The sequence below is a fragment of the Prevotella sp. MGM1 genome (genome assembly GCF_002933775.1).
Taxonomy (GTDB): domain Bacteria; phylum Bacteroidota; class Bacteroidia; order Bacteroidales; family Bacteroidaceae; genus Prevotella.
In genome coordinates this window covers 16,093-42,381 of sequence record NZ_BEWV01000215.1, presented here as the reverse complement: position 1 = coordinate 42,381, position 26,289 = coordinate 16,093, and the positions used below count along the sequence as shown (strand labels likewise).

Below are 26,289 nucleotides of genomic sequence, written 5' to 3'. Positions count from 1 at the left end.
TTTGTGCCTGTAAATATCAATTAAAATGGCAAATCAGAAATTGGATAAACTTGACAAACAAATTTTGCGTTTGATAGCCGACGATGCCAGAATACCGTTTCTGGAGGTCGCTCGGGCGTGTAATGTGAGCGGCGCGGCTATACATCAGAGAATACAGAAACTAACCAATCTCGGAATATTGAAAGGCTCGCAGTTTGTCATCGACCCGGAAAAGATAGGGTATGAGACATGTGCATATATCGGCCTTAACCTGCGCAGTCCCGAGAAATTCGACGAGGTGGTGGAAAAGCTGAGGAATATTCCCGAAGTGGTGGAGTGTCATTACACCACGGGAGATTTCGACATGTTCATCAAGATATACGCCATCAACAATCATCACTTGCTGAACATCATCCACGACAAGTTGCAGCCGCTCGGACTGGCACGTAGCGAGACGATAATATCGTTCAACTCGGCGATAGACCGGCAATTGCCGATAATGGACATACCGGTATCCGAAGAGGATGAAGACTGAATGTTTGCAGGCAATATCGACCGATATTGCCTGCGATTGTCATATATGCTGTGCGTGCCGATCGCGTTATGTCATTTTAACCTGATTGTCACGTGGCGTTTTTCGTTTTTATTCATGGTGCGGTGCCGTTTCTATTCAGGTGATGCCGGGTTGTCGCTTTATGCTTGAATGGCGGCAGTCGGGAAATGACGGATATTCGGGTTAATGTAAAAAAAGTTCTTTTTTTCCGTATTTCTCTTAAAAATAAATACTTATTTCCTTTTAATAAAAACAATTTTTTTGTTGTCTCGGCAAAATAATTTAAATTTGCACCGTTTTCGAGAATAATAATATTTAGATATGAACAAGAAGATTCTTATACCTTTGATAGGTGTTTTAGTGTTTCTCATAGGGGCGGTGGTATTCCTCGTTTTTAATCTCAATGAGCAGAAAGAGGCCAACCGCGACATGCAGGAACTGGCAAACCTTGAAAAGAAAGAGATGGAAAACGAGTATGAGCAGTTTGCCCGTCAGTACAGCGAGATGAAAGCTCAGATAAACAACGACTCTATCGTGGCACAGCTCACGCAGGAGCAGTTGCGCACGCAGAGGCTTCTCGAAGAGTTGAAGCGTGTGAAAAGCGATGACGCCCGGGAGATAACAAGACTGAAAAAAGAACTGGCCACGGTGCGTATGGTGCTCCGCAGCTATGTGTTGCAGATAGACTCGCTCAACCGGTTGAACCAGAACCTGATGGATGAGAATCACAGAGTAAAGGACCAGTATGCCGAGGCCACGCGCCAGATAGAGGGACTCAGCAACGAAAAGGCGTCGTTGTCGGAGAAAGTGGCAATAGCGTCGCAGCTCGACGCAACATCGATCAACATGGTGGTAAGAAACAAGCGTAAGAAGCCGGCCAAGAAAATCAAGGACGGCAAGACGATAGAAGTATCATTCAACATAGCAAAGAACGTGACGGCCCCTAACGGAATACGCACCATATACGTGCGTATAATGACCCCCGGAGGCTCTATACTGGGCAGTACGGGAGGTACATTCGCCTACGAGAACCGTGAGATAGAGTATTCAATGACGAAGAACATAGAATATACGGGAGAGGAAATGTCGGTCATCACGTATTGGAACATAACAAACTATCTCGAAGGCGGAACATACAACGTGAGCATATTCGCAGACGGAAACATGATAGGCGCACGCAATTTTACCTTTAAATGATAAGTAATTATTTGCCTATGAGATATTTAGCTGCATTATTCCTTATGTCGTTCCCTGTGCTGGAAGTCGCTGCCGGGCAGCCTGTCGGCATAGACAGTTGTCGTGCCATGGCTTTGCGCAACAACAAGCAGATGAGCATATCGGAGGTCAAGCAAGACATGGCGAGAAACATACGCAAGTCGGCTCGCACTAAATATCTTCCTGGAATACACGCATTCGGGAGCTATATGTATACAAGCCGTGAGATATCGCTTCTCAACGGAGACCAGAAGTCGGCATTGTCGAACATCGGAACAACAGCCGCAAACGGAATAAATTCGGCCTTGCAGAATGCGGGCGCATCCCTGACTCCTGAACAGCTTGCGGCAATAAACGGGCAACTTGGCGCTCTCGGTACAAGCATTGAGCAGATAGCGGGCGGTTTCAATGAGCACATAAACAGTGCCGCGGCAATGCTCAACGCCGGAGGCCGCAGCCTCGTGGACGCTTTCCGTACCGACACTCGCAATATCTTTGCCGGCTCGGTGATCGTTACGCAGCCGATATATATGGGAGGAAGCATCAAGGCGGTTAACCGCATGGCCGATATAGGCGAGCGGATGGCCGCCGGAACAGCCGAGGCGGTACGCCAGCAGACAATATACGACACCGACAAGGCATATTGGACAGTCGTGTCTCTCAAGCACAAGAAGAAACTGGCAGAGAGTTATCTCGCCCTAATAAAAAAACTGCGCGGCGATGTATATAAGATGATTGCCGAGGGAGTGGCTACCCGTGCCGAGGGACTTGGGGTTGACGTGAAGGTCAATGAGGCGGAAATGACACTGCTTCAAGTCAATGACGGACTGACCCTGTCGCGCATGCTGCTTTGTCAGCAATGCGGATTGCCCGTGGATACGGAACTGATAACGGACGATGAGGACAAGGATAAGATAGTGCCTGTGGCGGTTCCGGTGGAAGCAACCGCTGTTAAGACGGCGGCTGATAATCGTCCGGAAATACATGTGCTTCAGGCTATGGCAGACATGAGCAAGCAGGCGGTAAATCTGCTGAAAGCCGGAAACCTGCCGAAGATAGGGCTTACGGGCGGTTATACGGTGACGAACCCCAATGTTTACGACGGTTATCAGAAGAAATTCGGCGGAGTATGGAATGTCGGTGTGCTCGTGAGTATACCGGTATGGAACTGGGGCGACGTGGCTTATAAGGTTCGTGCGGCGAAAGGTGCGTCTGCTATTGCGGCACTTGAGGTGGCCGAGGCCCGTGAAAAGATAGAGCTGCAGGCAAGTCAAAGCGCCTTCAAGGTTGGCGAGGCGTCTAAGCGTCTGACACTTGCCGACAGCAATGTGAAGCGTGCCGAGGAGAACTTGCGCAGTGCCGAGGTGGGATTTCGTGAGGGTGTGATGCCTGCCACCACGGTGATGGAGGCGCAGACTGCATGGTTGCAGGCACGTTCGCAGAAGATTGACGCGGAGATTGATATCCGCCTGAGCGACGTTAATATGCGTAAGGCTCTCGGCACGTTGGAACAATAATCTACCAAATTTTACTAATACATATAGTTATGTCAGCAAAATCACAGCACAACAGCATACTTTATGCCATAGCGGGATTTACGGCAGTGGTGTTAATCGTGGCCTTGATAGGTTATTTTACCATTGGCGGTGAACCGGATTTCATTCAAGGGCAAGTGGAAGTGACGGAATACAGGGTGTCGAGCAAAGTGCCCGGCCGTATTCTTGAACTGCGTGTGAAAGAGGGCGACTTCGTTAAAGCGGGCGATACGCTGGCCATTATAGACGCTCCCGACGTGCGGGCGAAGATGGAGCAGGCGCAGGGGGCGGAGAATGCCGCCGCCGCTCTTGACGCAATGGCAAACGCCGGAGCGCGCGCCGAGCAGGTGCGCGGGGCATATCAGGTGTGGCAACAGGCTCGTGCCGGACTGGATATAGCGCAGAAATCGTATGAGCGTATGCAGCGTTTGTTTGATGAGGGAGTGATAAGCGCACAGAAGCGTGACGAGGTTTACGCCAATTATAAAGCTATGGAAGCGCAGGAGCGGGCTGCTAAGAGCCAGTATGACATGGCTCGTAACGGGGCGAGAAAAGAAGAGAAGATGGCTTCCGCGGCACAGGTGAGCCGTGCGAAGGGAGCTGTCGATGAGGTAAACTCGTATATAAGCGAGACGGTTCAGACTGCCACGGCAGACGGTGAGGTGACAGATATATATCCGAAGGTCGGTGAGCTGGTGGGTACAGGCTCGCCGATAATGACGATATCGGTGATGAACGATATGTGGGGTACGTTCAATGTACGTGAGGATCGCTTGAAAGGCATGAAGGTGGGAGAGGAGTTTACGGCCTTTGCTCCGGCATTCGGTAAAGATATTCGTATGAAGGTATACTATATCAAAGACGAAGGTAGCTATGCCGTATGGAAGGCGACGAAAGCCAACGGGCAGTACGACTTGAAGACTTTTGAGGTGAAAGCCCGTCCCGTTAAGGCGGTGGATGGTCTTCGCCCCGGTATGTCGCTCATCATAAAGGATTTGTAATCGGCTGTCAAGGGGCTTTGTTATGAGTGTGGCGGGATATATTAAAAATGTGCTCATGGTGTCGCGGCGTGAGGTTGGCATCATGGTTTCAAACCCGATGTATTGGTTTTGCATGGTGGTATTCCCGTTGCTGACCATGTTTTTCTTCACGTCGCTCATGGATTCAGGCCAGCCCCAGGACATGCCTGTGGGTGTAGTGGACCTTGACAATACCTCAACCAGCCGCAAACTGATACGCAATCTCGATGCTTTCCAGACCAGTAGGGTCGTTGCACGCTATGAAAGCGTGGCCGAGGCTCGCGCTGCCATACAGCGAAACGAGATTTATGCGTTTATATACATTCCGAAAGGTACGGCAGGCAAGCTTTTGTCGAGCCGGCAACCGAAGATTTCTTTCTATTACAGTTTGACGTCGTTGACATCAGGGGCACTGCTGTTTCGTGACTTGAAGACAATATCCACACTTGGTTCGGCATCGGTGGCACAGGCAGCCATGAGCGCGAGGGGATACACCCCTGAGCAGATAAAGACATTTTTGCAGCCCATACTGATAGATCTTCATCAACCGTCGAACCCATGGACGAACTATAATGTATATCTTAGTACGGTGCTTGTGCCGGGTATGATAATGCTGTTCGCCTTTCTGATAACGGCCTATTCGCTCGGAACAGAACTTAAATTCTGCCGTTCCAAGCACTGGCTCGCTTTGTCCGGTAATAATATGCCGGTGGCAATGGCCGGTAAAATAATTCCTCAGACCATCGTCTTTCTTGCCGTCACATACGGATATATGTATTATGTGTATGGCATTCTCGATTTCCCGCATCCGGGAGGTATGGTGCCTATTGTGATTTCGGGACTTCTGATGGTGCTTGCCTCTCAGGGGTTCGGCGTGTTTATATTCGGTCTTATGCCTTCATTGCGCCTGTCGATGAGTACCTGTTCGCTTTGGGCTGTGCTCAGTTTCTCCATGGCCGGCTCTGCGTTTCCCGTCATGGGCATGGACGGGGCGTTGCAGTCTCTGTCGTGGCTCTTTCCGCTGCGTCATTATTTCATGATATACCAGCAGGCGATATTCAATGGCTTCCCGCTGGTCGATGCCATGCCGCACATAGTGGCTCTTGCCGTTTTTGCGTTGTTGCCTTTGGCTGTGCTGCCTAAATTGAAGAAGGCCATGCTCAATTATGTTTATATACCATAGGCGTATGAAGGACAAAGGACCATTATCAAGAATTGCCGAAGGAATAAGCGACGCTTGTTATGTGTGGTGGCAGGAGATGAGAAACACATTTAAAGACGAGGGGGTGATAATCTTTTTCCTCATCGTTCCGATTGCTTATCCTCTTCTTTATTCGTGGGTGTACAACAATGAAGTGGTGCATGAGGTGCCTGTTGCCGTGGTAGACAACTCCCATAGCGCGTTGAGCCGTGACTTCATTCGCCGTTGCGATGCCTCGCCCGATGTGAGAATAGCCTGTCATGCCACGGATATGGATGAGGCCAAGGCACTGATGAGCAGTCAGGAAGTGCGTGGTATTTATTATATCCCGTCCGATTTCTCCACCCGTCAGGGACGGATGCAGCAGACGGTAGTGAGCGTTTATTGCGATATGAGTCTTATGCTGACTTATAAAGCCGTATACCAGGCTGCCCTGTTGGTATCTCAGGAGATGAATTCCGATATACAGGTGGCTGTTTCCGGAAATCAGACAGACCGTGAGGATGAGATAATGAGAATGCCGCTGGCGTATGAGGAGGTTCCCATTTTCAATTCTACAGGCGGTTACGGTAATTTCATATTGCCGGGGGTTCTTATGCTCATACTGCAACAGACACTCGTGCTCGGCATCGGTCTCGCTGCCGGAACAGCCAGGGAGACAAACGGTTATAAGGAACTGATACCCATAAGCAAGCATTATCGCGGGGTATTCCGTATCGTATTGGGCAAGGCTTTGTGTTATATGATGATATTCTCTGTTACCGCCGCATACCTCACTCTTGTGGTACCGAGGATTTTCGGCTTTGCCGCTCTCTCGCGTCCGGCAGACCTTTTAGGCGTAATGTTGCCCTATTTGTTGGCTTGCGTATTCTTCGGCATGACGGTATCGTGCCTCATCCGTTATCGTGAGAATGTAATGTTGCTTGTCGTTTTCATGTCTGTTCCGTTGCTGTTTCTTTCTGGTGTGTCATGGCCTCAGAGCGATATACCGTGGTTTTGGCAGGCTGTTTCGTGGATATTCCCGTCAACATTCGGTGTGCGTGCCTTTGTGCGGGTCAACTCCATGGGTGCCGGCCTTTCGGATGTGGTGACCGAGTATCGTATGCTATGGCTGCACGTCGTGGTCTATTTCTGTCTTGCATGTGGCGTATATCGCTATCAGATATATCTTTCGCGTGCCAATCTGATGCGCCGTTTGCGCGATTTGAGGCATAAGCGGGCTGTCCGCCGTAAGTTAAGGCATGGTGTTGGGAAAGACAGATGATGTCTTTTCATGCCTTTAATATCGTTCCGTTGCATGGTGATCGGGTAAAGGATATTCGGGAGACGCAAAATCGTTGTCTTTCGATACATGTTCTATTGAGGTATCAAACGAAAATAATGCGACCGGTATATCGGCAGTTCTTTTGAACATTGATATATAGTCGCATTATCCATCAATATCGTCCCATCCGTTTTTTATATGCGGATATTTTCTCTAAGCCTTTTTACTCTCTACCTCATCCTTGTGCGCGGCCAGGTAGTCGGCCAGTATGTTTATTTGATTCTTGCGTTTATACTGTTTTATTTTCTCCCAGTCTCTTGGCAGCACCTCTTTGTTCTTCCATATAGAGTAACATTTTAGGATGCTCCTTTTTATTCCTTCAATATCGTCGTTGTCTACGGTAAAGCCGGTCTTGGTCTCGTTGAGCAATTCGGCTATCACGTCATTAGGGTCGCATAGCGCGAGTATAGGTTTGTTTGTCGCAAGATAGTCGAAGACCTTTCCCGTGTATACTCCTTTTCTTCCCGTTTGGTGTATTACTACCAGGACATCCGTCTCTGTCGACATTCTGATGGCTTCCGAGTGGGATACCCTGTCTATTTGGATGACGTTATCTTTGATACTATCGGGAACATTTAGTTTTATGTATGTGTTTCCCACTATTTTTATTTTGCTGTCGGAAGGGATTTTCCTTTCTTCCATAAGCTCGTGGAATGCTTTGAACAAGTTGTACGGTGTAATTAAATTCTTATAGAGGTTCCCGATATATGACATCGTGAATTGAGGCTGGAATGTTACGTCATGTATTTCATCATAGTCGTATCCGTTCTTTACTTCGAGAAACCTTCCGTTATCGCATGTGGCTTTGAAGTCTTTGATTAGATGGGCTGACACGGATACCGTAACGTCGGCTGAGTCCAGTATCTCATGCTCATACGAGCGGATACGTCGGCGGTAGAAAGGAGGTCCGAAATAAAACTTGGACATCTCGTCGCGCATGTCCGCTATCCAGTAGAATTTGTATCCGTTCTTTCTTAGTTTGAGGGCAAGCAGGTGCGAAGCCAAGAACGGGTATGAGCTTAATACGACGTCGAAATGCTTGTGTTTGAATAACTCGACGATTTTTTTATAAGCCCAGTGGTTCCAAGACAATATCGAGGGGTCGAGTAGTGCGCGTGAAAGAATGGCGTTTGCCATTCTCTTTAGAGTCCATTTTTTATGTAGATTTCTGCACTTTTCCAAGTACTCCCTTTGTGCAATGCGGTTTTTAACATAATAAACGTCACATCCGTGCCATTTGATGTGGTTCTCTTCATCCCATTCCGTCACTACTGTTATATCGTGACCGGCTTCTTTCAGGTATTTGGCAAAAGCCTCTATACGATATGCCGCTATGGTTGTGGAAGGGCAGAAATAGTTGCTTACGATAAGAATATTCATGTTATTGTCGTTTATTTAATATCTGTTTCAGGCATATCCGGCATCGGATATGTTGTTTTTGTATATTCCGATCCTTGATATTATAGGCCGGAAAATCTCTTTGTAGTCGATTTTCGCCATGCCGGCGATGAAGCAGTATGTCATGATGAAAATGCAGAAACCTGTCGTCAGACCTGCTATTCCGTGCATATTGCCGAGCAGATATCTCGTAAATACGGCGATGAGACATGCCGCCGCCGAGGCGGTGAGTATTCTGATGCTCTTTTTCCACGGCACGAGTTTGGCGACAGTGGTATTCAACGACCGTGAAATGACGGCCATGAGCATTGCCCTGCATAGAAGGATACACGATGTGTGTATCACGGCTATCAGTGCGATGGAGTGGAAAGACAGGCTTACAGACATTATATTCAGCCCCACTATCAGTGCCGCCGCCAGCATATAGGCACGCGCCAGCTCTTTGCCTCTGTCAAGTGCGAGCATGATAGTGTTGTACGGCATGACGTATGTGAGGTTTATCATCGTGATGATCTGAAACAATACCGACGCGTCTGAGTATTCCGTTCCGTATATGGTGCATATTATATCCTTTGCGAATACGCAGCAGAAGAGCGACAACGGGCATATCACGGAGAGCGATTTGTATACGACCGATTTCCACAGGGATATGAACTCGCGGTTCATGGCTCCTGTTTTTTGCATCTTTGAGAATTCGGGAAGCAGCACGGCGGTGGCTGCGCTGATTATCATTCCTGCGAACGGAAGTTCCTTGTAACCGTTGGCGAACATCGCGAACTCTTCGGCGCCGAAGTATCTTCCTACGAAAAAAAGACTTGTCGAACTGATGACAAATCCGTAAACGGTCGTAGTAAATACGGGCTTGGAGAACCTTATGATTTCCTTTAATCCTGTTTTTGTCTTTCTTTGGACCGTATTTCGGAACGGAAGTCTTATCAGAATGTATCCCGAAATGCAGGTTATCACCGACGAGACTACAAATCCGATGACGGCGTGTGTGGCGTCAGCTTTTATCATTACCACCGGCAATACGGTGCATATAATCATGAAGAGCCTGCTTACGGTGGCATATACAGCCACCACACGAGACATCTTGTATACCGTCAGTACGTTCTCCACACCCATCACCGGCATGAGGAGTATGGGGGTGACGGCGAAGTATCTAAGGTTCTCGGCAAGCAGAGGGTTGCCCAGCAGGCCGGCTATAGTGTCGGCGCCAAACAGCAATACGGCGGAAAAGACGGCTGCCATGCCGATAAACAGCATGCTTATTTTCTTCACCATGTCAAGGCCCTCGTCTCTCGGTATCCGTGCGAGGAAATAAGAGTATGCCTTCGGCAGTCCCAGTGAGAATATTATCAGCAGTGTGGAGTATATGTAAATGACCTGTCGGTATGTGCCGTATTCCGATTTTGTCATGAACCGGCTGAGTATGGCTGCCGTTATAATACCTACGCTCAGCGACATAAATCCGGCCAGAGTGAGCCACGAGGCCTGTACGGTGCGGCTGTTACCGGTATTTTCTTTTGCCATGCGGTCGGTTGTATCACGGTTCGGTCGTAGTGGTAGACTCTGCGTTTCTGGCATACGGACGAATTTAAACATACAACTGGTTTATCTCAAAGGCTCCAATATCTCAGTGACTTTATCTTGTCTTTATATATCCATTTTATATCGGCGAGCACGGCGTTACCATCCGACAACCCGATAAAATAATCCTCATCGAGCGCTTTGTATTCATCATGAGCCACCGTTATTGCTATGATGTCATATTTGCCGGTCGGCTCAGCGGCAAGCGTTATGCCGTACATGGCCGATACTTCTTTCGGATCTGCATGCGGGTCCGTTATGTCGGTGGCTATGCCGGCTTTGGTCAGTATATTGAAAATTTCTGCTGTAAGCGTGTTTCGTATGTCGCCGACATTCTCCTTGTACGTAAATCCCATTATCAATGCTCTTGCCTCCTCGGGGTTTCTGCCGGTTGTCCGTATGAGGCCGATCAGTGATTCTGCCACATATCGCGCCATATTGTCGTTCACTCCGCAGCATGTTCTTAGTACCGGTGTTTCCACTCCCGCCTTGTCGGCAAACGCCAGGAGGTAGTGCGGGTCTACCGGGATACAGTGTCCGCCCACAAGTCCCGGCGTGTATCGTGCGAAATTCCATTTGGTGGCCGCGGCTTCCAGTACGTCACGCATTTCAATGCCTGTCCGCGAGAACAGTACTGACATCTCGTTCATCAGAGCGATGTTCACGTTTCGCTGTGCGTTTTCGAGCATCTTCGACGCTTCCGCCACTTTTATGCACGGTGCGCGGTGCACTTGTGAGTCTATGACTGACGAATAAATGTTTGATATCAGTTCGAGCGCGTCGGCATCGTTGCCCGATACTATTTTCGGTGTGTTGCTGAACTGGTGTCGTGTGTCGTTAGGGTTTATGCGTTCCGGTGAGTATCCGGTCTTGAAATCCTTTCCTTGTTCCAGTCCCGAATATCTCTCGATGATTGGTACGCACGTGTCTTCGGTACATCCCGGGTGCACGGTCGATTCGTACACCACGCAGTCTCCCGGCTTTATGTGCCGTGCCACCGTCTTTGTGGCGTCGAGCAGCGGTGCCAGGTCGGGCTTGTTGTCACTGTCTGTCGGTGTGGGTACGGTTATTATGTGGAACGATGCTTTATCCAGTTCCTCTTCCCTGTCGGTAAACAGTATGTTGCCGTTTGCCGTGCCGTGTTTTTCTTTCAGTGTTTTTATTCTTTTGCCATTGATGTCGTAGCCTATGACTTTGAACTTTCCGGCGAAGCACATCGCCGCGGGCAGTCCCACGTAGCCGAGACCGATTACGGCAATTGCCGTCTCGCCGTTTGTAAGCCGTCTCAATGCCGTGTCATTGCTCCACTTCATACACTGTGCCCTCCTTTAATACGTATTTCAGTCCCGACTCGTCGCAAACGGCCTCTCCTTTCTCGTCGAATACCAGTTTGCGGCCGCATCGGCTCATCCATCCTGTCTGTCGTGCCGGCACTCCCATCATCCTTGCGTAGGCCGGCACCGACTTTGTCACCACGGCACCTGCGCAGATGAAAGCATACTTTCCTATCTCTATTCCGCAGCCGACAGTGGCGTTCGCCCCTATCGTGGCTCCTTTGCGCACTATTGTCCTTTCGTATTTACCGCGTCTTGAAACGGCGCTTCTTGGGTTTTTGATGTTCGTGAACACGCACGACGGACCGAGAAACACGTCATCCTCGCACGTCACACCCGAGTATACGGATACGTTGTTCTGTACTTTCACGTTGTTGCCAAGCCGTGCTCCTGAGGCAATCATCACGTTTTGCCCTATGTTGCACGATGCGCCGAGCACCGTGTCTCCCATTATATGAGAGAAGTGCCATATCCTGCAACCGTCGCCTATCATGGCGCCGTCGTCTATTATTGAGGTCGGGTGGATAAAATATCCTGTCATTGTAATAATATGTTTGTATTATTAGTTTGATATAGGTATCTCGGGTAGTGCGAATATACGGTCTCCGTATATGTTTTCGTGGGCCTTGTCGTCTGTTTATCCGACTTGCCTTATTTTTACCCCCCCCCCTACAGAATTGGCGTATCACGCCTATTATCGTGTCTTGATGTTCTTTTTTAAGTCCGCTGTGCATCGGCAGCGAGAGCACTGTTTCCGACAGTTTGGCGGCCTGTGTCACGCCCCTGTCCGACAGGCATATATTCTTGTATGCCGGTTGTTCCGTCAGCGGCATCGGATAGTATATCATTGACGGTATTCCGGCTTCGGCCAGTTTGTTTTTCAGTGCGTCCCGGCTGTTGCCGTCGGTAAGCCTTATCGTATACTGATGATATACGTGCGTGCCGTGTGGCGGTGTGGCCGGCGTGATGATGGTTCCGTCGAGTCCTGCCAGCCCGGCCGTGTAGTACTCGGCGGCTTTGCGGCGTTTTGCGGTCCATTCGCCAATATGTCCCAGTTTGGCAAGCAATACGGCCGCCTGTATTGTATCCAGTCTTGAATTTACGCCGACATGCAGATGGTTGTATTTGCGTATCTGTCCGTGATTGGACAATGCCCGCATGCGTTCGGCCAGCCTGTCGTCGTCGGTGAACATGGCTCCGCCGTCTCCGAAGCATCCGAGCGGTTTCGACGGGAAGAAAGACGTACATCCGATGTGTCCTGCCGTGCCGGAGTATTTGCGTGTGCCGTCCGGAAAAAAGCACTCCGAGCCGAGAGACTGTGCGTTGTCCTCTATTACCGTCAGTCCGTGTCGTGCCGCCATGTCGTTAATAGCCGCCATGTCGCACGGCTGTCCGAACAAGTGTACCGGTACGATGGCTTTCGTGCGTGGTGTTATCATGCGTTCGGCACTGTCGGCAGACATGTTGAACGTGTCAGCCTCCACGTCGGCGAATACGGGTGTGCCGCCGAGCAGGGCCACGGCTTCCGCCACGGCACCGAACGAGAATGCCGGCACTATCACCTCGTCGCCTTGTCCGATGCCGGTCGCCATCATCGAGATGAATAGCGCGTCGGTGCCGTTGCCGCACGTGATGCAGTGTTTTGTGTCCAGAAGTCCGGCAAGCCTGCTTTCGAGTTCCCCTACGGCTTCGCCCTTGATAAAGTCCGAGTTGGCAATAACCTCTTTTATGGCTTTGTCTATACTTCCGGCCGTATCAGTGTACTGGCAGTACAGGTCTGCCATTTTAATGTCCGTGTTGTGCATGAAACCGATTGAGGCGTATGATTTATAAAAACTTTTTTCAGTTGTCGCAAGGTGGCCGGTCACTCCGTTATTTTTGTTTTCGCCACCTGATGATAGTCGCCTGCGAACCCTTTCGGCTCGGCTCCGTTTATGGCTTGCAGTGTCTTTACGGCCATGGCCGTGTCTTCTATAGTGAAGCCCTCGCCTTTCAATATATGTTCGTAGCTGGCGGTGTGCAGATCGGTAAACCCGTTTGTGAAGTCGATCTCCGCCCCGTCTATGGATATGCTCCTGTATGGCGTCATAATGTTGTCTGCCGGCACCGGCCTGTGCGCCGGGTTGATGCTCAGGAAAAACCTTACTCGCGCTTTTTTCATGTATAGCATTCCGGCAGCGCTGTCTGCCGAATAGTGGTGCATCACCACCTGTTCCGTTTCGCCGAATATCCAGTTGAGCATGTCGATGAAGTGTATGCCGATATTCGCCACCAGTCCGCCGCTTTTCGTGCGGTCGCCTTTCCATGACGCCGCATACCAGCTTCCTCTTGGCGTTATGTAGGTCAGGTCTATGTCGTGCGTGGCTTTCCGTGTGTCGCCGTCCACCGCCTGTTTCAGCCTTATTATTTCGGGGTGATGCCTTAGCTGCAATATCGTCCATACCTGGTGTCCGCATGCCTTCCGGCAGTCGTCCATCATTTGCAGTTCTTCGGGCGTGGTGGCGAGCGGTTTCTCGCATATCACGTCGTTGCCCGTTTGCAGTCCGCCTATCACATGGCTGCAATGAAGGTGGTTAGGGGTGCACACCGTGAGAAAATCTGTATTTCCGGTGGCGATATGTCTTTTGAAATCATCGGCGTCGGTAGTGAAATATGCGTTCGGGAAGTAGCTGTCCATTATTCCCACGCTGTCGAAAAGATCATGGGCGACGGTCAGTTCCGCATCCAATGCTTTCATTGCTTTCAGATGTCTCGGAGCTATGTATCCAGCTACTCCGGTGATGGCAAATTTTTTAGAGATGGGTATGCCCATGTCTGTATGTTTTTAGATTATGAAGATTTGGTTTTATCAAATTGCAAAGTTACTTATAAATTATTCTATAACGCTTTTGTGGAGAGAGAAATTAAAGTTTTTTAAACTTAAATAAAACAGTTGTTCCTTGATTGTGAATAATGTTTACAATATGCTGTTTATATTCTTGTCTTTCTGAAATATGACTCACGTGCCCGAAAATATCGCCGTATTTCGCTGTTTTACACAAACGGTTGTCAGTCAGGGCGATACGTATGTAAGACCTGGATTTTACGCCAGTCATGTTGCGTCTGTCCGATATTTTTTATGCAACGGGTATCTTATTGCCTTGCGTTTAGCCGCCCGTTGGGTTGCAACGGGCGGCTAAACGCAGTGCAATCAATTGCTGAACGCGTTCCAAGGAGCGTCCCGTTGCAAAAGAAACGGTCTTTAGGCGGTATGCGGCACTCCCGCTATCGTGTTGTGTATATGTGTGTGTAGCGTTTTGAAATTCTATTTCAAGAAAAAAAGAGAGCGTTTTTTTATGATTTTTTTTATACGGAAATCATCTTTTGCCGTGTTTCCGATGTCGATGTATGGATATGTGTCCGGGACATGAGTGGCATATAGGGAATGCGTGATGGCACGACAACAAAAAAATCCGCAGATGACACTGCGGATTTTTTGTTGTGGATGTTCATTTTTTTGCCGACTGCCGGAAGACCGGCCACGGCCGTTTGTCATTGTCTGCTGACCTTCACTATTCGTGTCGGGTCTTGCTCTTTGTTTCGCCTGTTGGTCACCGTGACCACGGCTTGGGCAAAGCCGAGAAACGCCTGCCCCGTGGCGGTGTCGGGTTTGGTGGCTGCCGGTTCGCCGTCGTCGCCGCTCTCGCAGATGCTCTGTACGAGCGGTATCTGGGCAAGCAGGGGCGTTCCCATCTCATCGGCGAGCTTTTTGCAGCCTTCCTTTCCGAATATGTAGTACTTGTTTTCGGGCAGTTCGGCCGGCGTGAACCATGCCATGTTCTCCACCAGTCCGAGTATTGGCACGTTCACTTTGTCGTTCTTGTACATGTCTATTCCCTTGCGGGCATCGGCCAGCGCCACGCTCTGTGGCGTGCTGACGATTACGGCTCCCGTGATGGCGAGCGTTTGGAGGAGGGTCAGATGTATGTCGCTCGTGCCCGGCGGGGTGTCGATGACGAAGTAGTCGAGCTCTCCCCAGTCGGCATCGCCGATGAGCTGTTTAAGCGCGTTGCTCGCCATCCCGCCGCGCCAGAGGGTGGCCGTGTCGGGATTGACGAAGAAACCGATGCTCAGCAGCTTCACGCCGTATTTCTCTATGGGCACGATCAACTGGCGGCCGTCTTTCTCCGTGGCATAAGGCCGCTCGTCCTCTACGTGGAACATCTTTGGCATTGACGGGCCGAAGATGTCGGCGTCGAGCAGTCCCACCTTGTAACCGAGCTTTGCCAGGGCTATTGCCAGGTTGGCGGCTACGGTGCTTTTGCCCACTCCGCCCTTGCCTGAACTTACGGCTATGATGTTTTTCACCTGAGGCAGGAGCTTGCCTACCTCAGGGCGTGGTTTCGACTTGAACTCCGTTTCGATTGTCACCTGCACGTCTTTGCCCACGTGGTAGTGTATGGCTGCCTCTGCGGCTTTCACCGTCGATTTTAGAAACGGGTCCGTGTCGCGCGGGAACAGCAGTACTATTTTCACCGCCATGCCGTTGATTGATGGCGTGTCGGCTACCATCTCGCTTTCCACAAGGTTCTTCTTGGTACCCGGATAGGTCACTGTTGCCAGTGCGTCGAGAATCAGTTTGGGATATAGTGTCATTTCATTCATTGTTTATTTGTTTACCGTGTGCAGGCAAATACCGTGCCGTTATGGCTCTTTCACCGCTTTTCGGCTTTTTACGTTTCAATATACCTCAAATCGGTATGCCTGTATCCGGCAATGGGCGGATTGTCTTTATATGGCAGGGCGTGCCGCCCCGGTGGCGTCGGTTTCCGGCGTCGGTTTATTTGCTTGTGGCCAGTCCGCTCCGCTTAGGCCTTTTGTAGCTCCGGTATTCGTCGAGCGGTATCTCCACGTCCGGCTCTGTCAGGGCGCCCGCGGCGGGCAGGGCAAACTTCATGTATCTGATGTTCAGTCCGCGTTCTATCCACATCGACTCGTAGTATGTGCGTATGCCGAGTATCTTTTTGGTCTGCTCGTCGATACCATCGGTATGATAGAGGTCTTCCGTCCGGAACAGCACCGGCAGGCCGTTGTGCTCCACCATGTATGTGGTGTATGTGAACAGGAAGTTCGAGTCTGTTTTGATATGTATCGTACCGCCGTCTTTCAGGAAGCGTCTGTACCGTTCGAGGAAGTATGTGCTCGACAGTCTCTTGCGTGGGTTTTTCATCTGCGGGTCGCTGAACGTGAGCCATATCTCCTGCACCTCGCCTTCACCGAAGAAGCGATCGATGATTTCGATGTTGGTGCGCAGGAAAGCCACGTTGGCCAGTCGCTCGTCGAGAGCCTGCGTGGCTCCTGTCCACATGCGCGCTCCCTTTATGTCTACGCCTATGAAGTTCATGTCGGGATAGAGCTTGGCCAGTTCCACGGTATACTCGCCCTTGCCGCAACCAAGTTCCAGTACTATCGGATTATCGTTCCCGAAATAGTCTCTCCACTTGCCTTTCTGCTCAAAAGGAACGTGTTCCATTACCGAATAGGGGTATTGGAACACGTTCTCGTACTTCGCCATGTCGGCGAATTTCTCTAATTTTCCTTTGCTCATCTGCGCTTATCAGTCAATGGCTCCGACTTCGGCAATCTCTTTCTTCGCGTCCTCATAGAAGTGGGCGCGTGCCGTATATATGTAAGGAATGAGGAAAAGGAAACCGATACAGAGTGTCAGGACAGAGAGAATGGCCCATCCGATGAAGCTCAGGTCGAGCAGGAACAGCTTCATTTTCTTACCTTCCATCATTCTCATACTCTCCTCGATGGCAGCGTTGTTGCTCAACTCAGGGTTGTCTTTGAGCACATACGGTGTCATGGCGTAAGAATAGCTCTTTATTATTCCGGGAACTATGAGAAGCAAAGTCCACAGCAATGTGTATATGTTCTGCAATAAAGTGGTGAGGAATATCCTTTTGAAATCTTTGAAACCGTCGAACAGATTACCGTTTGTCACAGGTTCGTCGCGGCTTATCCCGAGGAAGAAGCAGTAGAGACCGTATGCGAGGGGCAATCCGACCAAAAGAGAGATAACGGAACCCAAGCCTTCCTTGATAAAATCGAAAGAAGACAATGCGCCAGAAACGGCAAGGTAGATGAATGTCACGATTGCGCCTTTGCCCCACTTGCTGTTAAGTGATTGCAGCGCCAAATTCTTGTACTGTGTACTTGTTAACATGGTGATAATTTTTTAATTTGTTATTCTATGATGACTGTTGTCCAGCCGTGTTTATCTTCTTCGGTACCGTATTGGATTGCCCTCAGGTGGTTATAAAGCCTTGTGGATACTGGCCCCGGCTTGCCGTCACGGCTGAAAGTGTAGCGCGTTCCGGTGTCGAGATCGTCGATATATGATATCGGTGATATTACGGCGGCCGTGCCGCAGGCTCCCGCTTCCTCGAATGTGGCGAGCTCTTCTTCCGGTATCTGCCGTTGTTCCACGGTCATGCCGAAGTCCTCTGCCAGTTGCATGAGGCTCTTGTTGGTGATGCTCGGCAGTATGCTCGACGATTTCGGGGTGACGTATGTGTTGTTTTTTATGCCGAAGAAGTTGGCCGCTCCGCATTCGTCCATGTATTTCTTTTCCTTTGCGTCGAGATAGAACTCGCAGGCATAACCTTTCTCATGGGCGATGTGATTGGCACGGAGGCTGGCAGCATAGTTGCCGCCCACCTTGTACATACCCGTGCCGAGCGGTGCCGAGCGGTCGTAATCGCGGATGATTACATACGGGTTTGTGGCAAACCCGCCTTTGAAATACGGGCCGACGGGAGTCACGAAGATGAGGAACAGGTATTCCGTGGCGGGATGGACGCCCACCTGTGCCGACATACCGATGAGCAGAGGACGGATATACAGTGTAGCTCCGCTCTCATAGGTAGGTATGTATTCCTGATTGAGACATATAACCTGGCGCACCATCCGCTCGAAAAGCTCGGCCGGAACCTCGGGCATCATTATGCCGCGGCATGTGCCTTGCAGTCTCGCGGCGTTCTCGTCCATACGGAACACACGTACCTTGCCATCGGGACAGCGGTATGCTTTCAGTCCCTCGAACGCCTCCTGGCCGTAGTGCAGGCATGTGGCGGCCATGTGCATGTTGATGTATTCGTCGGAGCAAATCTCCACTTCGCCCCATTTGCCGTCACGATAGTAGCATCGAACGTTGTAATCTGTCGGCATATAGCCGAACGAAAGGTTGGCCCAATCTAAGTTCTTCATTATTGTTCAGACTCTTTTTTATGTCGTTAATGTGCGATGATAATCCCGGCGGCACGCAGTACGGTTTACTTGAAGCGGCCGTAGATGAGGTTTATCTTCTGCAAAAGTAGTTAAAATATAGGACACTGACAATAAAATGTCGTATAAATTGACCTCTATTGTAACAAAACTACTCTTTATCGAGTATTTTTCTTATTTCCTCATCGGTCTTTTTAAGTTTGCTCTTACAGATTGTAATCAGTTCCTGCGCTCTTTTAAGTTTGTCTGACATAACGTCGATGTCGAGCCTGTCACTTTCCATTTGCCTTACAATCTCTTCGAGCTCTTTCACCGCTTCTTCGTATTTTATCGCTTTTTTCATTGGATATTGTTTGTTGATTATGATTTAATGATGATTTGGGAAGATAAGGAAGTGGAATAGAGAAGATAAGGAAGTGTATTTGAGAAGTTAAAGAAGTATTTTTGAGAAGTTAAAGAAGTTAATGAAGTTAGGGGAAGTTAAAGGACAATACCGACTGTGTGCCTGATTGTGCAGACGTGTCGGTTGCAGATTATTTATAGAATAATCATTATTACTTAGGCTTATGTTCATTTCAAAATACATATAACAAAGCATACGTCCTTTAACTTCTCCTAACTTCATTAACTTCTTTAACTTCTCAAAAATACTTCTTTAACTTCTCAAAAAAAACTTCTTTAACTTCTCAAATACACTTCCTTTTTTCGTGAAAATTACTTCACTACCGCTTTCACACTTCCTTTTTCAAATCTTGTCTCTATCTCGTCACCGGGTTTCAACTTATTGGCGTCTCTTACGGCACGTCCGTTATGAAGGGTGATGCTGTAGCCGCGCTTGAGCAGCAGGGTCGGGTCGAGAGCCTGCGCACGCTGTGCCAACATTGAGACCCGGTGTGTCTCGGCGGTCAGTATGTGTCTCGGTGCCGAGCATATCCGCATCCAGAGCATGTCAAGAAACGCCTCACGTTTTGTCTTTGCCACTGAGAATAGAGCAGGAATGCGTTCCGCCAGTCGTCCGATGCGTATGTGTTCGGTTTCCATCCGGTTGCTTGTGGCCCTTGCTATGCGCTCCCCATAACTGTCGATGGTGTCTGCCGTGGATTTCAAAATGCCGATGAGCATTGCGGCGGCGGCAGTCGGTGTCTTCACGCTGGTGTGGGCAACCATGTCTGTCACGCTTTCGTCCCTGTCGTGCCCGATGCCCGTTATTACCGGAAGGGGGAAGTTGGCGACGTTTTCCGCGAGTGCGAGCGAGTCGAACCCCGACATGTCGCTTGTGGCTCCGCCGCCCCGGATGATTACCACGCAGTCGAAATCCTCGGCCCGACCGTTTATCAAGTCGAGGGCGGCGATGATGCTTTTCTCCACGTGTTCGCCTTGCATTATTGCGTCAAAGAGCGTTACTGAGAATGCGAAGCCATATTCGTTGTCGGTGAGCTGGTTGCGGAAATCATCGTATCCGGCAGCCGTCTCGCTCGATATTACGGCTATACGTTGCGTGAACATGGGGAGAGCCAGTTCTTTGTTAAGGTCGAACACTCCGGCGGCTTTCAGACTGTCGATAATCATCTGCCGCTTGCGTGCCATGTCGCCGATGGTGTATGTAGGGTCGATGTCTGTCACAATCCATGAGAAGCCGTATGCCTCATGATAGCGTGCATATACTTTAAGCATCACTTTCATGCCGGGGCGGAGCCTCTGTCCGGTGGTGCGCTCGAAGTATGGACGGAGCAGCGACCACGTGTTCTGCCAGCATTTGGCCTGTGCACGTGCTATCGGCGTGTTGCCGGCGCCGTCTTTTTCCACGAGTTCCATGTAGCAGTGGCCTCGCGATTCTCTTGCTTCCGACAGTTCCGCCTCTACCCAATACTCGTCTGGCATGCCCGTTTCGATGGCCGAACGCAGCATGGTGTTCAGTTCGAGCAGTGTCATCGGTCGTCTGTCAGTGATACTATAATGTGTCATAAGGGATGCTGTTTATGTGTCATTGCTGTGGCAAACCGTCTCTTCCCATGTCGTAAGCCCGACCGAAATCAGGTATGCCGTAGCCGAATATGTTGTCGGGATGATCGGTGTTGTCGGCCGAACGACGTACAAGGTCCATTATTTCTTTTGCCGTCTTGCCCGGCAAAGCCTGCCACAGGCAGGCCGTGAGGCCGCACACCACCGGTGTGGAAAAAGAAGTTCCCATGTCTCTGTTGATCGTGCCGCGGCCCGATATTACGGCCGCCGGACTGCCCTGTGCCATCACATCGGGTTTTGTCCTTCCGTCTTGCGTAGGCCCTACACCGCAGAAAGGGGCATTCATGCCTTTCGGTGTTACCGCTCCTACGGTGATGATGTTTTCCGCATCGGCCGGAAAAACGATTTTTTTCCAAGGGCCCATGCCGCTGTTTCCGGCGCTCGTGATGAGTATCATGCCTTTGTCGGCAAGCATGGACGCTGATTGCGATATGAATGCGGTGTGCCCGTCCATGTCTCTGTATCTGTGGTCGCCGAGGTGACGGTCGAACTGTGTGTAGCCCAGACTGCTGTTTATTATGTCCGCTCCGACGGAATCGGCAAACTCGGCCGCCATAGTCCAGTAGTCCTCTTCCACCGGTTGCTCGGTCTGTATGTCCTCGCATCGCAGCAGCCAGTAGCCGGCTTGTGGTGCCGTGCCGGTGTAGACGTATGGCGCGTTCACTCCCATCGCCGACAGGACCTTTGTCCCGTGGTCGGCTTTGCGGTATATGTCGTCAGTGTTCTCGCTGATGAAATCCTTCGCTCCGATAATGTTTATGCTTTCGAAAGCCGGAATTCGGTCTGCATTCCTGAATCCGCCGTCGAGTACGGCGATTGTCACGCCCTGTCCCTCGTAGCCGGCTTCGTGCAGCGCAGAGCCGTTGAGCATCGCGACCTGGCTTTCCGCAACCCCGTAGCGTGAGGTGGCGACAGTGTCCCATGGGTTGAAGCGGTCATGGTAGTCTTTGTCGTATACTTCTTTCTCGATGCTGTCTGGCGACTGATAGACTTTCTCGCATTTTCTCACGAAGTTCATTCGGGCAAGTCGTTGTACGGTGGTTGTGTCTGAGGTGCTCAGTAGAACGGTGTTGTGCCAGCGGCTTGTACCGATTATTTTCACCCTTTCCACGCTCAGCATTTCTATATATTTCGTACTGACGGGCATGTCGGTGGAGTCTGTCGGGAGCTTTTGTCTCCGCCTGCGCTCAATAGATTTGCGTGAAAGAAACTCTTCCGGACGGCTCAGAGAGTATGGGTTGCCGCTTTTGTCTTTCAGCGTAAACCTGTATATGTATTGTCTCTTTACCGCTTTCTTTTTCTTTTCTTTCGTATCACCGGTATCCGCCGGCTTGTGTGCTGTCTTGCCGCTGTCCTCAGTGGATAGCACGTTTGTTTCCTGTGTGCATGTGCCGGCGCGCTTGTTGCGCACCGGTTTGTCTCCGAATATGTTCCGCCCGTGCCCGGCCGCATGGCAGAAGCACGCCATGAATATTGCGATTATATATATGCCTGTTCTTGTTCCCATATCGTTTATGGTGCAAACTTACTGCAATTTCCGCTAAAATCCAAATAAATCCGGAAATGTGTAGAGGTTTGATATAAAAGAGGCGCACTTGCAGGTGCGCATCGGTATTTTGTGCTTGTTGTTTATTTCATCGTTGTTTCTATAATTGTGTCAGGCGAGGGTTACGTGTGTGGGAACCTGTCTGATTTCAGCTCCACAAAATTGACGATGAAGGGGATGGCAAATTTTACTGCAATTTTACTGCAATCAGGGTGCGGTTACAGATAAATGAAAGAAGTAAATCAAGATTAGTGTAAAAGTTTGTGAGTGTTTCTACTATTTGTTGGAAAAATTGTATCTTTGCGCCGGTAACTTCTTTTATCCACAGTGATGAATGTGTTGCCTTTATGTCCGTAATAATATTGACGGCACTTTTTAATGTATGACAACACAGTATCCGCATCGTATTATGGCGGTTGGGTATTGAATAATTTATTTTAGTAAGAAACAGAAAACAATTAGCGCATAGCGCAGATATTTTACATAAAGCATTGACTATTATTTGCGTTCGTCTGAATAGCGTCGGAAACTAATCAGATTGAGATAAGAACAAACAAATAGTGGTGGGCGAATCCATTGGTCGGATTTGCCTTTCTATCCTTGAAATAGGAGTCATTGCCTTTGCCTCATCCGGCATAGGTACTCTTATAAGGATAGAGAGGTCTCATTCCGACGCAACCTCGACGAACGCATAAGAAGGCCTGTGCCTTTTTTATGCGGTGACGTGATTGATAGATAAATGCGGAAAGCAATATTAACCATGAATAAAAACGTCACGTTATCTAATCAAAAAGCGTCGCTTTCGGACGCTTCACAGTTGCAATTGAACACGATCGACCTTCTCAGATTTCCATTAACGATAATGGTTATCTTTATACACATGAATCCGAATGTAATCAATTTGTTGGAAGCTGATTTCGAGTTATTGTCAGGTCGCGGTATTTACAATGTGATTGGGATAGTCTTTTCACATGTGCTGACCCATATAGCGGTACCGATTTTTTTTCTGATCTCCGGATTTCTTTTCTTTTATAACATTCCAAAATTATCGTGGGACGCATATAAAAGAAAGGTAAAGAGCAGGACAAAAACTTTGTTTATTCCTTATATATTGTGGAATCTTGTGCCGTTTGTTTTGGCAGTATTGGGAAAACTTTCTCTTGCTTTAGTCAGTTCTGACAATATTGGTGATGTGCTTTCCATGATACAAGAAAAGAGTTGGCACATTTTTTACGATTGTCGGGAATGGGGAACGACGCAAACAAACTGGCTCGGAGATAATCTGAGGATGACAGGACCATACGATTTGCCTCTTTGGTTTCTTCGGGATCTGATAGTGGTAACCGTTCTTGCGCCATTGATTTATTATGCGATAAAGAAGCTCAGACTTTCTTTTGTCCTTTTCTTGTTTGCCGCATATATTTCAAGGGTGTGGACTCTTTTGCCAGGTTTTCATATTACGGCATTCTTTTATTTCTCAACGGGAGCGTATTTTGCTTTGAACAGACTCAATATTGTCACATTCGCTAACAAATACAAATATCTGTTAATCCCAGTATGTGCATGTCTTTTAGTTGTCACGACTATTTATGATGGCACCAATACAGTAATTGGGCAAAATGTTTACCCGCTGTTTGTGTCCAGTGGAGTTTTTACAGCTTTTTATTTGGCTTCATGGTGTATAAGCAATTATGATGTCAGGCCAAACAAGTTCTTGGTGTCTTGTTGCTTTTTTATCTACGCTTTTCATGGTGTCGGCTTACCTCTGATAGGAATGCCCTTGGTTTTGATTACCCGGATACTCCACAAAATAATTCCGGGGAATACCGGGATTGAAAATGGTATAGTATATCTCTTTGCCCCTTTTCTGACGGCGTTTATGTGTATTGTCGTACTTATGGTGGCACGAAAGATTTTTCCAAAGATAACCTTGCTGTTTTCCGGAAACAGATAAAGCATATCCGACATGTCAAATGCAGGTAAAAGTTCTTCGGTATATAGCATCTGCGTATATTAACCGGAGAATTTCTTGTTTTGTTTATGGCGGATGACAAAAAGTTGTTTCATGTTTTTTTATTTGTTTAGGGCGTGTCTCAGAATGTGCAAGGCTCATTGGCAAAAGCGATTGTCATTTAACCTGCCGGCGGGCGAGTCTTGCCATAACTCCCTCTTATTTCTTTAACTTTTCATGTATTTTCTTCAATTCCCGGTCTTTCCTTTGTCCATCTTTTCAAAAAATCTTCTTTCTCTTCTTTTCTTTTTCATATTCTCGCTTTTTTGTGCTAACTTTGCACATCATTTACTAAGATAAATATGTCAGATAACAAACAGTCGACATTGGAATTAGGAACCAAGCCGGTGGGACGTCTGCTCATGCAGTATGCCATGCCGGCTATTATCGCCATGACGGCGTCGTCGCTCTATAACATGGTAGACAGTATCTTCATAGGGCAGGGAGTGGGGCCGATGGCCATATCGGGGCTTGCGCTCACATTCCCGTTCATGAACCTTTCAGCGGCATTTGGTGCGGCGGTGGGTGTGGGAGCGTCTACATGCATATCCGTGAAACTGGGTCAGCGCGACTATTCCACGGCACAGAACATTCTGGGTAACACGATTACGCTCAACCTGATAATCGGAGTGCTTTTCAGTATCGTGTCGCTACTGTTTCTCGATCCTATACTGTATTTCTTCGGCGCGAGCGACCAGACAATACCTTACGCACGCGACTATATGGTGATAATACTGCTCGGAAACGTGTTCTCGCACATGTATTTCGGTATGAATGCCGTGCTGCGCGCAGCTGGAAAACCACGTCATGCGATGTATGCCACGATGTTCACCGTTATTATGAACACCATGCTCGACCCGCTGTTCATATATACTCTCGGTTTGGGTATAAGCGGAGCGGCATACGCCACGATACTGTCGCAGATGATAGCTCTTACGTGGCAGATATGGCTGTTTGCCGACAGGAGCCAGCTTCTGCACCTATGCAAGGGGACATACAAGTTGAGGAAAGCGATAGTCAGAAACATAATAGGCATAGGTATGTCACCATTTCTGATGAATGTGTGTGCATGTATCGTGGTGATATTCATCAATAAGGGACTGCTCCAATATGGCGGTGACCTGACGGTGGGTGCTTACGGTATAGCTAACAGAATTGCGTTTGTCTTTGTTATGGTGGTTATGGGAATTAACCAAGGCATGCAGCCGATAGCCGGATATAACTATGGAGCGCGCAACACGGCCCGGCTGATGAAGACATTGAAGCTATCGATGCTGGCAGCCACAGTGGTCACGACATCCGGTTTTCTCGTGGCCGAGTTTATTCCTGAGTTATGTGCCAGGATGTTTACCCCCGATGAGCAGCTGATAGGTCTGGCGGCGCACGGTCTGCGCATTATAATGGCTACGTTCCCGATTGTTGGCTATCAGATGGTGGTGACCAACTTCTTTGTGAGTATCGGTATGGCAAAGACCAGCATATTTCTTTCAATGTCCCGCCAGATGCTCTTTCTGTTTCCGTTGCTTCTGCTACTTCCGTTGGAGTTCGGGGTGAACGGTGTATGGATGTCCATGCCCATATCAGATACTCTGTCGGCGCTGGTCACGCTGTGGCTTATGGTGAGATACATGAATAAAATGAAAAACGAAAATCAAACACTATGATAATAAATGTAGGACGGCAACTCGGCAGCGGCGGACGCACTATAGCTTCCCGTCTGGCGGAGCGTTTCAACTGTCGCTTCTATGATAGGGAACTGCTCAATCTGGCAGCAAAGGAAAGCGGATTCTGCGAGGAGTTTTTCGAACGTAACGATGAGAACAAAAACTTTTTCAAGACAATATTTCATCTGCACGTTCCGCATATGAGCGACGGAAACTTCTATAATAACAACCTGTCGCAGGAGAGTCTCTTCAAGTTTCAGAGCGATGCCATACGCAAGGCGGCCGAATCCGGGGCATGCGTGTTTGTAGGTCGGTGTGCAGACTATGTGCTGCGTGACCGTACAGATGTCGTGAATATATTTGTCACGGCAAATACCGAAGACCGCATAAACCGCATCTGCGGACGTGACGGACTGGATGAGGCCGAGGCACGCAAGCGAATATCGAAAGGAGACAGCGAGAGGGCATCTTACTATAATTACTATACAGGGAAGAAGTGGGGGCACAGCGAGAGTTACGACCTGTGTGTGAATTCGAGCGTTCTCGGCATGTCCGGCACGGTGGATTATATATCCCGTTTCATAGAGCAGGCTTTGGCTACGGAGCGTTGAGCTTCCGCACGATGATTC

Annotated in this window: 21 protein-coding genes and 1 pseudogene; 9 read left to right on the top strand and 13 right to left on the bottom strand. The window is 49.1% G+C overall.

Annotation, left to right across the window (positions count from 1 at the left end; all coding sequences use genetic code 11):
* Window positions 1-25: 25 nt before the first annotated feature.
* From MoGM_RS11420 to MoGM_RS11395, 6 genes are all read left to right on the top strand, one after another.
* The gene (locus MoGM_RS11420) at window positions 26-514 is read left to right on the top strand and encodes an Lrp/AsnC family transcriptional regulator (RefSeq protein ID WP_104370172.1); all 489 of its coding nucleotides are present in this window, start codon (window positions 26-28) and stop codon (window positions 512-514) included.
* 339 nt (window positions 515-853) lie between these two features.
* Window positions 854-1,729: a hypothetical protein gene (locus MoGM_RS11415; protein ID WP_104370171.1), complete on the top strand. Its 876-nt coding sequence runs from the start codon at window positions 854-856 to the stop codon at window positions 1,727-1,729.
* Window positions 1,730-1,746: 17 nt separating this feature from the next.
* Window positions 1,747-3,264 (top strand): TolC family protein, encoded by a 1,518-nt coding sequence (locus MoGM_RS11410; protein WP_104370200.1) that lies wholly within the window; start codon window positions 1,747-1,749, stop codon window positions 3,262-3,264.
* Between the two features lie 29 nt (window positions 3,265-3,293).
* Window positions 3,294-4,283, top strand: coding sequence for an HlyD family secretion protein (locus MoGM_RS11405; RefSeq protein WP_104370170.1), 990 nt, complete (start codon window positions 3,294-3,296; stop codon window positions 4,281-4,283).
* A gap of 22 nt (window positions 4,284-4,305) precedes the next feature.
* On the top strand, window positions 4,306-5,484 hold the full coding sequence (locus MoGM_RS11400) for an ABC transporter permease (RefSeq protein WP_104370169.1): 1,179 nt from the start codon (window positions 4,306-4,308) through the stop codon (window positions 5,482-5,484).
* 4 nt (window positions 5,485-5,488) lie between these two features.
* Complete coding sequence (locus MoGM_RS11395; protein WP_104370199.1) at window positions 5,489-6,766, top strand: ABC transporter permease; 1,278 nt, start codon at window positions 5,489-5,491, stop codon at window positions 6,764-6,766.
* A gap of 213 nt (window positions 6,767-6,979) precedes the next feature.
* On the opposite strand, the gene MoGM_RS11390 is transcribed toward MoGM_RS11395, so the two are convergent.
* From MoGM_RS11390 to MoGM_RS11325, 13 genes and pseudogenes are all read right to left on the bottom strand, one after another.
* Window positions 6,980-8,206, bottom strand: a complete 1,227-nt coding sequence (locus MoGM_RS11390) for a glycosyltransferase (RefSeq protein WP_104370168.1) — start codon at window positions 8,204-8,206, stop codon at window positions 6,980-6,982.
* A gap of 27 nt (window positions 8,207-8,233) precedes the next feature.
* Window positions 8,234-9,757 carry an oligosaccharide flippase family protein gene (locus MoGM_RS11385; protein ID WP_158249606.1) on the bottom strand — a complete coding sequence of 508 codons (1,524 nt, stop codon included), beginning with the start codon at window positions 9,755-9,757 and terminating at the stop codon, window positions 8,234-8,236.
* Window positions 9,758-9,843: 86 nt separating this feature from the next.
* Window positions 9,844-11,127: a nucleotide sugar dehydrogenase gene (locus MoGM_RS11380; RefSeq protein ID WP_104370166.1), complete on the bottom strand. Its 1,284-nt coding sequence runs from the start codon at window positions 11,125-11,127 to the stop codon at window positions 9,844-9,846.
* Window positions 11,111-11,689: an acyltransferase gene (locus tag MoGM_RS11375; protein ID WP_104370165.1), complete on the bottom strand. Its 579-nt coding sequence runs from the start codon at window positions 11,687-11,689 to the stop codon at window positions 11,111-11,113. Before MoGM_RS11375 ends, MoGM_RS11380 begins: the two co-directional genes overlap by 17 nt.
* 154 nt (window positions 11,690-11,843) lie before the next feature.
* Window positions 11,844-12,932 (bottom strand): annotated as a pseudogene (locus tag MoGM_RS11370) (DegT/DnrJ/EryC1/StrS family aminotransferase); the annotation flags it as partial.
* Window positions 12,933-13,012: 80 nt separating this feature from the next.
* Window positions 13,013-13,960 carry a Gfo/Idh/MocA family protein gene (locus MoGM_RS11365; protein ID WP_104370164.1) on the bottom strand — a complete coding sequence of 316 codons (948 nt, stop codon included), beginning with the start codon at window positions 13,958-13,960 and terminating at the stop codon, window positions 13,013-13,015.
* Window positions 13,961-14,679: 719 nt separating this feature from the next.
* Entirely contained in the window at window positions 14,680-15,783 is a 1,104-nt protein-coding gene (locus tag MoGM_RS11355; RefSeq protein WP_104370198.1) for an Mrp/NBP35 family ATP-binding protein, read from the bottom strand.
* 184 nt (window positions 15,784-15,967) lie between these two features.
* Window positions 15,968-16,735: a tRNA (guanosine(46)-N7)-methyltransferase TrmB gene (gene trmB / locus MoGM_RS11350; protein ID WP_104370162.1), complete on the bottom strand. Its 768-nt coding sequence runs from the start codon at window positions 16,733-16,735 to the stop codon at window positions 15,968-15,970.
* A 9-nt stretch (window positions 16,736-16,744) separates the two neighbouring features.
* The gene (locus tag MoGM_RS11345; protein ID WP_104370161.1) at window positions 16,745-17,356 is read right to left on the bottom strand and encodes a DUF975 family protein; all 612 of its coding nucleotides are present in this window, start codon (window positions 17,354-17,356) and stop codon (window positions 16,745-16,747) included.
* Between the two features lie 20 nt (window positions 17,357-17,376).
* Window positions 17,377-18,399 (bottom strand): branched-chain amino acid aminotransferase, encoded by a 1,023-nt coding sequence (locus MoGM_RS11340; RefSeq protein ID WP_104370160.1) that lies wholly within the window; start codon window positions 18,397-18,399, stop codon window positions 17,377-17,379.
* A gap of 169 nt (window positions 18,400-18,568) precedes the next feature.
* Window positions 18,569-18,760, bottom strand: coding sequence for an exodeoxyribonuclease VII small subunit (gene xseB, locus MoGM_RS11335; protein WP_104370159.1), 192 nt, complete (start codon window positions 18,758-18,760; stop codon window positions 18,569-18,571).
* Window positions 18,761-19,131: 371 nt separating this feature from the next.
* Window positions 19,132-20,382, bottom strand: a complete 1,251-nt coding sequence (gene xseA, locus MoGM_RS11330; protein ID WP_104370158.1) for an exodeoxyribonuclease VII large subunit — start codon at window positions 20,380-20,382, stop codon at window positions 19,132-19,134.
* A 19-nt stretch (window positions 20,383-20,401) separates the two neighbouring features.
* Window positions 20,402-21,946: a S8 family serine peptidase gene (locus MoGM_RS11325; protein WP_233210278.1), complete on the bottom strand. Its 1,545-nt coding sequence runs from the start codon at window positions 21,944-21,946 to the stop codon at window positions 20,402-20,404.
* 778 nt (window positions 21,947-22,724) lie between these two features.
* On the opposite strand from MoGM_RS11325, the gene MoGM_RS11320 reads away from it, so the two are divergent.
* From MoGM_RS11320 to MoGM_RS11310, 3 genes are all read left to right on the top strand, one after another.
* On the top strand, window positions 22,725-23,939 hold the full coding sequence (locus MoGM_RS11320; RefSeq protein WP_104370157.1) for an acyltransferase: 1,215 nt from the start codon (window positions 22,725-22,727) through the stop codon (window positions 23,937-23,939).
* Window positions 23,940-24,298: 359 nt separating this feature from the next.
* Complete coding sequence (locus tag MoGM_RS11315; RefSeq protein ID WP_104370156.1) at window positions 24,299-25,660, top strand: MATE family efflux transporter; 1,362 nt, start codon at window positions 24,299-24,301, stop codon at window positions 25,658-25,660.
* Entirely contained in the window at window positions 25,657-26,271 is a 615-nt protein-coding gene (locus MoGM_RS11310; RefSeq protein WP_104370155.1) for an AAA family ATPase, read from the top strand. Before MoGM_RS11315 ends, MoGM_RS11310 begins: the two co-directional genes overlap by 4 nt.
* Window positions 26,272-26,289 lie beyond the last annotated feature (18 nt).